The 8,427-nt window shown below is 65.9% G+C and carries 8 protein-coding genes; 1 reads left to right on the top strand and 7 read right to left on the bottom strand.

Going from position 1 to position 8,427, the window contains the following annotated elements; all coding sequences use genetic code 11:
• The 7 genes from BLA15945_RS17135 to BLA15945_RS17105 all read right to left on the bottom strand — a co-directional run.
• Window positions 1–355, bottom strand: a 355-nt coding sequence (locus BLA15945_RS17135) for a hypothetical protein (protein ID WP_174992984.1), incomplete at its 3' end; no start/stop codon positions are given.
• Window positions 356–1,534: 1,179 nt separating this feature from the next.
• Window positions 1,535–2,545, bottom strand: coding sequence for a HoxN/HupN/NixA family nickel/cobalt transporter (locus BLA15945_RS17130; RefSeq protein WP_174992983.1), 1,011 nt, complete (start codon window positions 2,543–2,545; stop codon window positions 1,535–1,537).
• A 164-nt stretch (window positions 2,546–2,709) separates the two neighbouring features.
• Window positions 2,710–4,815 carry an elongation factor G gene (gene fusA, locus BLA15945_RS17125; RefSeq protein ID WP_059233393.1) on the bottom strand — a complete coding sequence of 702 codons (2,106 nt, stop codon included), beginning with the start codon at window positions 4,813–4,815 and terminating at the stop codon, window positions 2,710–2,712.
• Between the two features lie 219 nt (window positions 4,816–5,034).
• Window positions 5,035–5,535 carry a DUF192 domain-containing protein gene (locus BLA15945_RS17120; protein WP_174992982.1) on the bottom strand — a complete coding sequence of 167 codons (501 nt, stop codon included), beginning with the start codon at window positions 5,533–5,535 and terminating at the stop codon, window positions 5,035–5,037.
• 160 nt (window positions 5,536–5,695) lie between these two features.
• On the bottom strand, window positions 5,696–5,914 hold the full coding sequence (locus BLA15945_RS17115; protein ID WP_081051795.1) for a hypothetical protein: 219 nt from the start codon (window positions 5,912–5,914) through the stop codon (window positions 5,696–5,698).
• Between the two features lie 281 nt (window positions 5,915–6,195).
• Window positions 6,196–6,774, bottom strand: a complete 579-nt coding sequence (locus BLA15945_RS17110) for a pseudouridine synthase (protein ID WP_059233395.1) — start codon at window positions 6,772–6,774, stop codon at window positions 6,196–6,198.
• Between the two features lie 66 nt (window positions 6,775–6,840).
• The gene (locus BLA15945_RS17105; RefSeq protein ID WP_059233396.1) at window positions 6,841–7,053 is read right to left on the bottom strand and encodes a hypothetical protein; all 213 of its coding nucleotides are present in this window, start codon (window positions 7,051–7,053) and stop codon (window positions 6,841–6,843) included.
• Between BLA15945_RS17105 and icd the strand changes: the two genes are divergently transcribed.
• A complete protein-coding gene (gene icd, locus BLA15945_RS17100) occupies window positions 7,052–8,308 on the top strand; it encodes an NADP-dependent isocitrate dehydrogenase (RefSeq protein WP_059233397.1) in 1,257 nt (418 codons plus the stop codon). The genes BLA15945_RS17105 and icd overlap by 2 nt on opposite strands.
• Window positions 8,309–8,427 lie beyond the last annotated feature (119 nt).

Raw genomic sequence — 8,427 nt, 5'->3', positions numbered from 1 at the left:
CCGCCGTTGCCGCCGCCGTTGCCACCGCCGTTGCCACCGCCGTTGCCGCCGCCGTTGCCACCGCCGTTGCCACCGCCGTTGCCGCCGCCGTTGCCACCGCCGTTGCCGCCGCCATTGCCACCGCCATTGCCACCGCCGTTGCCGTGACCACCGCCATCGCCATGGCCGCCACCGTTACCGTGACCACCGCCGTCACCGTCGCCATGACCACCATGGCCGTGGCCACCGCCGTCACCGTCGCCATGACCACCGTGGCCGTGGCCGCCGCCGTCACCGTCACCGTCACCATGACCACCGCCATGGCCGTGACCACTGCCGTCACCGTCGCCGCCGTGGCCACCGCCGTGGCCACCATGGCCTCCGCCACCCGAGGTGCCGCCACCCGAGGTGCCGCCACCCGAGGTGCCGCCACCCGAGGTGCCGCCACCCGAGGTGCCGCCGCCCGAGGTGCCGCCACCCGAGGTGCCGCCGCCCGAGGTGCCGCCACCCGAGGTGCCGCCACCCGAAGTGCCGCCACCCGAAGTGCCGCCGCCCGAAGTGCCGCCACCCGAAGTGCCGCCACCCGAAGTGCCGCCACCCGAGGTGCCGCCGCCCGAAGTGCCGCCGCCCGAGGTGCCGCCGCCCGAAGTGCCGCCGCCCGAAGTGCCGCCACCCGAGGTGCCGCCGCCCGAGGTGCCGCCGCCTGAGGTGCCGCCACCCGAGGTGCCTCCACCCGAAGTGCCGCCGCCCGAAGTGCCTCCACCCGAGGTACCGCCACCTGAACCACCGTTGCCGGACGTGTTGCCTCCGCGGCCGGTGCCGCTCGTGCCGCTGGATGTTCCACCTGTCGTACCGCCGACACCTGCTGGTCCGACGGCGCCATTCCCGTTATTTCCACCGCTACCGCTACCGCTACCGCTACCGCTACCGCTACCGCTACCGCTACCGCTACCGTTGCCGTTGCCGTTGCCGTTGCCCGGACCGGGACTGCTGCCGCCACTGCCGCTTGTGCCGGCACCGTTACCGCCGATGCCATGACCGGCATAGACCTGCGCCGCACACGCAGCCGGATTGGCTGCGCAAGACGAAGCGTCCGCGACCAGCGTCATGATGGTGTCCGCGCTGGCGTCCGCGTCGGGTGCGGAGTCAGGCGAGGTGTTTTGTGCGACGGCATACGAGCAGCAGCACGCAAAGGCGGCTGCGGCCAGCAAGGTTGCACGAGGGCGCCGTCCCGCCGGGCGGAACGGTTGTTTTGTCTTATGCATCATGGCCTCCCCATGCGCGCGATGCCTCGTTGCCGCGCGGCTATCTACGTGTGGAGCAGGGGGCCGGTAAAGATTCGTAGTCCTTTTCGGCGGCCGGTTGCGTCACGGCCGGCGCTTGACGCCAGCCGCGAACGCGGATCGGCACGCGGGCCCGCCGTGCGAATCCCTATCTGCGAGATTCGTGCCATCGGCTGCTTGTGCCCGTGGCGCAAGGCGCACGTCGACGCGCGACGGCGCACGCAACATCGTCGGGGGAGTTTTGTTTCCGGAATGAAACGTCTGAGCGTTGCTCAGCGTGCCGGCGCGTCGGCCGCGCGCTGCCAGCGGTGGAACAGGATCGACGCGATCCAGCAGACAAGGAACAGCGCGACGATGCCGTAGCCGATCGAGCCGAAGCGTTCGCCGAGCGCATCGAGCGCGTCGCGCACGGGGCCCGTCAGCGACAGCTTGTCGGCCAGCAGGCCGGCCGCCTCGATCCCGCCGATCGCCAGTGCAACGGCCGCCGACACGAACGTGATGCTCGCGTTGTAGAGCAGCTTGCGCTGCGGATCGTCCATCGCCCACCCGTATGCATGAATCATCAGTACGTTGTCGGTCGAGTCGATCAGCGTCATGCCGGCGGTGAACAGCGCCGGAAACAGCATGACCGTGTAGACCGGCAGCCCCTGGCTCGCCTGCGCGGCCGCGATCGCGAGCAGGCCGATTTCCGTTGCAGTATCGAAACCTAGTCCGAACAGCACGCCAACCGGGTACATGTGCCAGCTCTTCGACACGAACCGGAACAGCGGGCGCAGCAGCCTCGAGACGAGCCCGGCAGGGCGGTGCACGTGCGCGTCGTCGTGCGTGTGCCCGGGCGCGCGGCGATAACGCCGCCATACGTCGCGCAGGATCATCAGGTTCACGCACGCGAGCACGAGCAGGAAGGTGGCCGATACCGCCGTGCCGATCGTGCCGCCGATCTCGCGGAACGCATCGAACCGGTCGCGCAGCGCGAACGCGGTCAGCGCGATGCCGAGCGTCGCCGCGATCACGATCGTCGAATGGCCGAGCGAGAAGAACAGTCCGACGCTCACCGGACGCTGGCCTTCCTGCATCAGCTTGCGCGTCGCGACGTCGATCGCGGCGATGTGATCGGCGTCGACCGCATGACGCAGCCCGAGGCCGTACGCGATCGCCGCGGTGCCGAGCAGCAGCGGATGGTCGCGCAGCACCACGAGCGCCCACAGCCACACGGCGACGTTCGCGGCGATCAGGCCGGCGTAGAGCATCAGCAGGCGGCGCAGGGCAGGGGTGGGCGGCATCGGGCGGGTTCCATCTGACGAATCGCGAACCATTGTGGCACGCGAAAAAAATGCCGGGCGTGCCGATCAAAAAGCCGCGAACGCAGCGTGCGCGGGACGAAAAAAAGCCCGTCCGGAACCGGACGGGCCTTGCGTGCATGCGACAGGGCGCGTGCGCCCGGCGCTTACTTCGTCTTCGCGCTGATCACGCCTTCCGATACGTTGGCGGGCGTTTCCGCGTACTGCTTGAACTCCATCGTGTACGTCGCGCGGCCCTGCGTCGCCGAACGCAGCGACGTCGAGTAGCCGAACATCTCCGCGAGCGGCACTTCGGCGCGCACGAGCTTGCCACCGCCACCGGCGATGTCTTCCATCCCCTGCACGATGCCGCGACGGCTCGACAGGTCGCCCATCACGTTGCCCATGAAGTCCTCGGGCGTTTCCACCTCGACGGCCATCATCGGCTCGAGCAGCACGGGCTTCGCGCGGCGCATCGCTTCCTTGAACGCCATCGAGCCGGCCATGCGGAACGCGTTTTCGTTCGAGTCGACGTCGTGGTACGAACCGAACGTCAGCGTGACCTTCACGTCGACGACCGGATAGCCCGCCAGCACGCCGCTCTTCAGCGTTTCCTGGATGCCCTTGTCGACCGACGGAATGTATTCACGCGGAATCACGCCGCCCTTGATCGCGTCGACGAACTCGTAGCCCTTGCCGGGGTTCGGCTCGAGCGTGATCACGGCATGGCCGTACTGGCCGCGGCCGCCCGACTGCTTGACGAACTTGCCTTCGACGTCCTTCGCGGGCGTGCGCACCGTCTCGCGATACGCGACCTGCGGCTTGCCGACCGTCGCTTCCACGCCGAACTCGCGCTTCATCCGGTCGACCAGGATTTCGAGGTGGAGCTCGCCCATGCCCGAAATGATCGTCTGCCCCGATTCTTCGTCGGTCTGCACGCGGAACGACGGATCTTCCTGGGCCAGACGGTTGAGCGCCAGGCCCATCTTTTCCTGGTCGGCCTTCGTCTTCGGCTCGACGGCCTGCGAGATCACCGGCTCGGGGAAGATCATGCGTTCGAGCACGATCGGATGCGCCGGATCGCACAGCGTGTCGCCGGTGGTCGCTTCCTTCAGGCCGACGGCCGCCGCGATGTCGCCCGCGCGCACTTCCTTGATTTCCTTGCGCTCGTTCGCGTGCATCTGCAGGATCCGGCCGAGCCGCTCCTTCTTGTCCTTCGTCGCGTTCAGCACCGTGTCGCCCGATTCGACCACGCCCGAATACACGCGGAAGAAGATCAGCTGGCCGACGAACGGGTCGGTCATGATCTTGAACGCGAGCGACGAGAACGGATCCTCGTCGTTCGGATGACGTTCCGCTTCCTTGTCGTGCAGGTCGTGGCCGAGAATTGCCGGCACGTCGGCCGGCGACGGCAGGTAGTCGATCACCGCGTCGAGCATCGCCTGCACGCCCTTGTTCTTGAACGCGCTGCCGCACAGCATCGGCACGATTTCGTTCGCGATCGTGCGCTTGCGCAGCGCGGCCTTGATCTCGTCCTCGGTCAGCGACTCGTGGTCGTGCAGGTACTTCTCGAGCAGTTCCTCGCTCGCTTCGGCAGCCGCCTCGACCATCTTTTCGCGCCATTCGTGCGCGAGCTCGACGAGGTTCGCGGGGATGTCCTCGTACGTGAACTTCACGCCCTGGCTTTCGTCGTCCCACACGATCGCCTTCATCTTGACGAGATCGACGACGCCCTGGAAGTGATCTTCCGCGCCGATCGGAATCTGGATCGGCACGGCGACGCCCTTCAGGCGGTCGCCGATCTGCTTCTGCACGCGGAAGAAGTCGGCGCCGATGCGGTCCATCTTGTTGACGAACGCGATGCGCGGCACCTTGTACTTGTTCGCCTGGCGCCACACCGTTTCCGACTGCGGCTGCACGCCGCCGACCGAGTCGTAGACCATGCACGCGCCGTCGAGCACGCGCATCGAGCGCTCGACCTCGATCGTGAAGTCGACGTGCCCGGGCGTGTCGATGATGTTGATGCGGTGTTCCGGATAGTTGCCGGCCATGCCTTTCCAGAAGGCCGTGGTCGCCGCCGACGTGATCGTGATGCCGCGTTCCTGCTCCTGCTCCATCCAGTCCATCGTGGCCGCGCCGTCGTGCACTTCACCGATCTTGTGGCTCACGCCGGTGTAAAACAGGATGCGCTCGGTCGTCGTGGTCTTGCCGGCATCGATGTGAGCGCTGATCCCGATATTGCGATAGCGCTCGATGGGGGTTTTGCGGGGCACGTGAACCTCCTGGTGGTTCGGATCGTAAGCGGGCCGGCTGGGCCGGTCCGGGTTGGAACAAGCGAGACTTAAAGCATAGCGCTTGCGCGTGGCTTTTGCAGATGCGGCCGGTGCTGGCTGAATCAAGCCGGCGCCACTGCCGGCGGGCGAAAAAAAAGCCGGCGCGCAACGGGCGGCCGGCTTCGGTCGATGCGCGGCGCGGCGCCGCGGAAAGGGCCGTTACTGGGCCTTCGGCAGGCCGTCGAGCTTCATGCCGGGCTTGATGCCCTTCGCCGCGAACCAGCCCTTGCTCATCTCGAGCGCATAGACGCCGTTGTTGCGCGGGCAGTGGTTGTCGGTCGTCTCCGCCCGCATTTCGTCGATGTCGGTGATCGTGCCGTCCGCGCGGATGAACGCGATCGACAGCGGGATCAGCGTGTTCTTCATCCAGAAACAATGCACGGCATTCTCGTTGAAGACGAACAGCATGCCTTCGTTCGGCGCGAGCTGCGAACGGTACATCAGCCCCTGTTCGCGGTCGGCGTCGTTCGCGGCGACAGCCGCGTCGATCACGTACATGCCGGCGCGCAGCTTCACGCGCGGGAACTCGCTGGGCTGCTTGGCGCCGGGCGGCATCTGCGCGCTGGCGGCCTGCATGCCGAGCGCGAGGACGGCGAGCGCGGCGGGAAACACGGTGGCGCGCGCAAGGCGGCCGAGCGACGAGCGCAGGGAGAATTGCACAGCATGGCTCCTGTCTGGAAAACGAGACCCGCATGGTACGCGATGCGCGCCGGCGGGCACAAAAAAGAAAAAGGCAGATCGCCTTGCGGTGATCTGCCTTTCAACGCCGTAAGAACGGCAAAACTGCGTGTTCTTGACTGCGTTATTACAACTAGCTTGCTTAGTTCGAAGCAGCTGCCGGGGCTTCGGCTTCGCTTGCAGCCTTCTTCGAAGCGTGGTGCTTCTTCGAAGCGTGGTGCTTCTTGTGCGTTGCCTTCTTGGCCGGTGCCGAAGCAGCTTCTGCCGGAGCAGCAGCAGCCGGAGCGGCCGGAGCCGAAGCTTGTGCGAAAGCAGCCGTTGCGAAGAGACCAGCGACCAGAGCAGCGATCAGTTTGTTCATGTTGTGTTCCTCAGCTTTAGTTAATTAACCAAATGACCCGGCAATAGGAGTCATGTCGTCTAACGGTGCCATCCACCTTTCGGTTGACAGACGCTTCGAGAAATTTCTCATTGCGCTGCGGGCGCCGAATCGTATTCGAGAAAAACGTCGCTTTTGTGACGCAAACTCGGGTTCGGCTGCCAATGCCGGATAGCTAAGGTTGGCATCTGCGTGGTTTAACGCACGATCTTCGCAAGCGGTTGACGAAAAAGATGACGAAAAATGCGCGCATCCCGAATTCGTCATCCGGCGGGCGCGAAACCGTCCCATGGCGCGCGCGGCGGCAGTGCGATTGTTTCGCCCGGCGCAATGCCGAGCGCAAATATATCCAGCGCGCCGACGCCGACGCGCACCAGGCGCAACGTCGGGAAGCCGACCGCTGCGGTCATCCGGCGCACCTGCCGATTCTTGCCTTCGGTGATCGCAAGTTCGATCCACGTGGTCGGGATCGCGGCGCGGTAGCGGATCGGCGGATTGCGCGGCCACAGCGTGCCGGGCGGTTCGATGAATTCGGCACGGCACGGGCGCGTCACGTAGTCGCCAAGATCGACGCCGCGCGCGAGCGCCTTCAGGTCGGCCGGGCCGGGCGCGCCCTCGACCTGCGCCCAGTAGCGCTTGACGAGCTTGTGGCGCGGCTCCGCGATGCGCGCCTGCAGCGCGCCGTCGTCGGTGAGCAGCAGCAACCCTTCGCTGTCCGCGTCCAGCCGGCCGGCCGCATAGACGCCGGGCGTTTTTACCCAGTCGCCGAGCGACGGGCGCGTCTCGTGCGCGGAAAACTGGCAAATCGTGCCGAACGGCTTGTTGAGGGCGATCAGGTTCATGGCGGGGCGCCCGCCCGGCCTGCCGCGGGAGGCGGGGGCGGGCGGTCTATGGCAAATGGCGGAATCTTAATGCATAATACGGAACGGCAAGTCCTCTGTCTTATATAAGACATAAGTGAGGTCTTGATACGCAGTGCCGCGGTTCATGCCGAAGTGCCCGGTTGGGGCGCTAGAATAGCGGCTCGCTGTTGCCGTCACGGGGTGGCCATGCCGCGCCCCCGCCGCGCGCGCAGCTTCGACCAGCATCACCTGCTCAGCCACGTCACTGGAGTCGATCATGCCGTATCAGCACATCAAGGTTCCGGAAGGCGGTGACAAGATCACCGTCAACAAGGACTTCTCGCTCAACGTTTCCGATCAGCCGATCATTCCCTATATCGAAGGCGACGGTACGGGCTTCGATATCACGCCGGTCATGATCAAGGTCGTCGACGCGGCGGTCGCGCATGCCTACAAGGGCAAGCGCAAGATCCACTGGATGGAGATTTTCGCAGGCGAGAAGGCAACGAAGGTGTACGGTCCGGACGTGTGGCTCCCGGAAGAAACGCTGCAGGTGCTGAAGGAATACGTGGTGTCGATCAAGGGGCCGCTCACGACCCCGGTCGGCGGCGGCATCCGTTCGCTGAACGTCGCGCTGCGCCAGGAACTCGACCTGTACGTGTGTCTGCGCCCGGTCCAGTACTTCAAGGGCGTGCCGTCGCCGGTGCGCGAGCCGCAGAAGATCGACATGGTGATCTTCCGCGAGAACTCGGAAGACATCTACGCGGGCATCGAATGGGCCGCGGGTTCCGAGCAGGCGAAGAAGGTCATCAAGTTCCTGCAGGACGAGATGGGCGTGAAGAAGATCCGTTTCCCGGAAACCTCGGGGATCGGCGTCAAGCCCGTGTCGACCGAAGGCACCGAGCGTCTCGTGCGCAAGGCGATCCAGTACGCGATCGACAACGATCGCAAGTCGGTCACGCTGGTGCACAAGGGCAACATCATGAAGTTCACGGAAGGCCTGTTCCGTGACGCCGGCTACGCGCTCGCGCAGAAGGAATTCGGCGGCGAGCTGATCGACGGCGGCCCGTGGATGCGCGTGAAGAACCCGAAGACGGGTAACGAGATCGTGATCAAGGATTCGATCGCCGACGCGTTCCTGCAGCAGATCCTGCTGCGCCCGGCCGAATACGACGTGATCGCGACGCTGAACCTGAACGGCGACTACATCTCCGACGCACTGGCCGCGCAGGTCGGCGGCATCGGGATCGCGCCGGGTGCGAACCTGTCGGATTCGGTCGCGATGTTCGAAGCGACGCACGGCACGGCGCCGAAGTACGCGGGCAAGGATTACGTGAACCCCGGTTCCGAGATCCTGTCGGCGGAAATGATGCTGCGCCACCTCGGCTGGACGGAAGCGGCCGACACGATCATTGCCTCGATGGAGAAGTCGATCCTGCAGAAGCGCGTCACGTACGACTTCGCGCGCCTGATGGAAGGTGCGACGCAGGTGTCGTGCTCCGGCTTCGGCGAAGTGCTGATCGAGAACATGTAAGACCCCTTCCGGGGTGGGCCGGCAGGTTGCCGGCCGCCCCGGCGCTGACTGCCGGCGCCGGAGCGTTTCGTGGATGGCAGGTTTGTTGGCAGGGCGGTCCGGCATGCGGGCCGCGGCGT

The organism is Burkholderia arboris (assembly GCF_902499125.1).
GTDB lineage: Bacteria > Pseudomonadota > Gammaproteobacteria > Burkholderiales > Burkholderiaceae > Burkholderia > Burkholderia arboris.
This window is presented reverse-complemented; position numbering and strand designations above follow the sequence as displayed.

Bases quoted from the DNA above. Each gene is read 5' to 3' on its own strand.
- icd (WP_059233397.1), top strand. From the start codon at position 7,052: ATGCCGTATCAGCACATCAAGGTTCCGGAAGGCGGTGACAAGATCACC.
- BLA15945_RS17105 (WP_059233396.1), bottom strand. From the start codon at position 7,053: ATGATCGACTCCAGTGACGTGGCTGAGCAGGTGATGCTGGTCGAAGCT.
- BLA15945_RS17115 (WP_081051795.1), bottom strand. From the start codon at position 5,914: ATGAACAAACTGATCGCTGCTCTGGTCGCTGGTCTCTTCGCAACGGCT.
- BLA15945_RS17110 (WP_059233395.1), bottom strand. From the start codon at position 6,774: ATGAACCTGATCGCCCTCAACAAGCCGTTCGGCACGATTTGCCAGTTT.
- BLA15945_RS17130 (WP_174992983.1), bottom strand. From the start codon at position 2,545: ATGCCGCCCACCCCTGCCCTGCGCCGCCTGCTGATGCTCTACGCCGGC.